At 63.1% G+C, this 1,034-nt stretch carries 1 protein-coding gene and 1 pseudogene; both read right to left on the reverse strand.

The window, feature by feature from the left end; genetic code table 11:
* Positions 1-392 precede the first annotated feature (392 nt).
* Positions 393-773, reverse strand: a pseudogene (locus tag CRT23_RS27635) (DDE-type integrase/transposase/recombinase); the annotation flags it as partial.
* Positions 774-807: 34 nt separating this feature from the next.
* A partial coding sequence (locus tag CRT23_RS27640) for an integrase core domain-containing protein (protein WP_146056572.1) occupies positions 808-1,034 on the reverse strand: 227 nt, incomplete at its 5' end.

Here is a 1,034-nt window from a genome sequence, read left to right on the forward strand (position 1 = left end):
CGGCGCCTCCTCCACCCAGAAGGAATCACAGACACACCTGCTAAGCCAAACTTATGGGTCCAGAGCCTAAGCCAAACTTATGGGTCCGGAGCCTAAGCGCTAGATCCAGACGGAAGCGGGTGGATCGCAATTGGGATGGCGGCGCTGCCGGACCTTCGAGCGTCCTTGCGGGATAAGGGCGGAAGCTGAGGCGGGGGAGGGCTGGTGCAGACCGACCACCGCGCTGGGCGAGCAAAGCTCCCCCTCCCGAGCGTGGTGGCCGGTCCGCGATCAACATTACGATCAGTCAGCCTAGGGGGTCGGCGTTCTGCCGCGTGGCGAAATACCTACGCCGACGGGGCCTGTCGCAAGCCGTGCCGTAGGCCGCAGCAGGGGCCGGATGAGCCCCGTTTTCAGGTTTTATTAACCGCCTGAAGTCCGAAGCAGACCCCGAGCAGCCGGTTCTGCTCGCGGATGGTCCACGCACCAGCGAAGCCGAAGCCTTTGCGCAGCCAGAGCATGGACTCGAAGCCGCAGATCGTGCGTCGAGCGGTGTGGAAGGATTGAAAGCAGCCGATCCGAGGCATGCTCTTCTTCACCCGGAAGTGATCGCTCTTGATACCCTGTTGCAGATGCTTGGTGACGTAGTGGGCATGCATGTGAGGCAGCAGACCCTCCTTGCGGCTCTCAACGATGGCTGGCGGGTAGGTGCTGGCACCATCCGTACCAATTCGGTCAGGTGCAAGAAGCGGCTGATCCACCAGCATCTTGCGGAAGAACCGCTTAGCGGCTTCTGATCGCCCCCCGCGCGGTGGTCTAAGGGTAGAGTTAGTGCGCGGTAGGCCGCTCCACCACGGGTAGCTTGGCCGGCGGAGCTGGTCGGGCGAGCGCAGCCGGCCAAGCGGAGAAGGCTGGCACAAACACCTCGGGTGCCGGCGGCCGGTATCCCAGCGAGGCATGTGGGCGCACGCCGTTGTCGTGACGCCTCCAGCTTTCGATCACGATCTGCGCCTCCTTGAGTGTGTAGAAGATCTCGCCATTCAGGAGTTCGTCAC

Source organism: Methylobacterium sp. V23 (genome assembly GCF_002917135.1).
Taxonomy (GTDB): Bacteria; Pseudomonadota; Alphaproteobacteria; order Rhizobiales; family Beijerinckiaceae; genus Methylobacterium.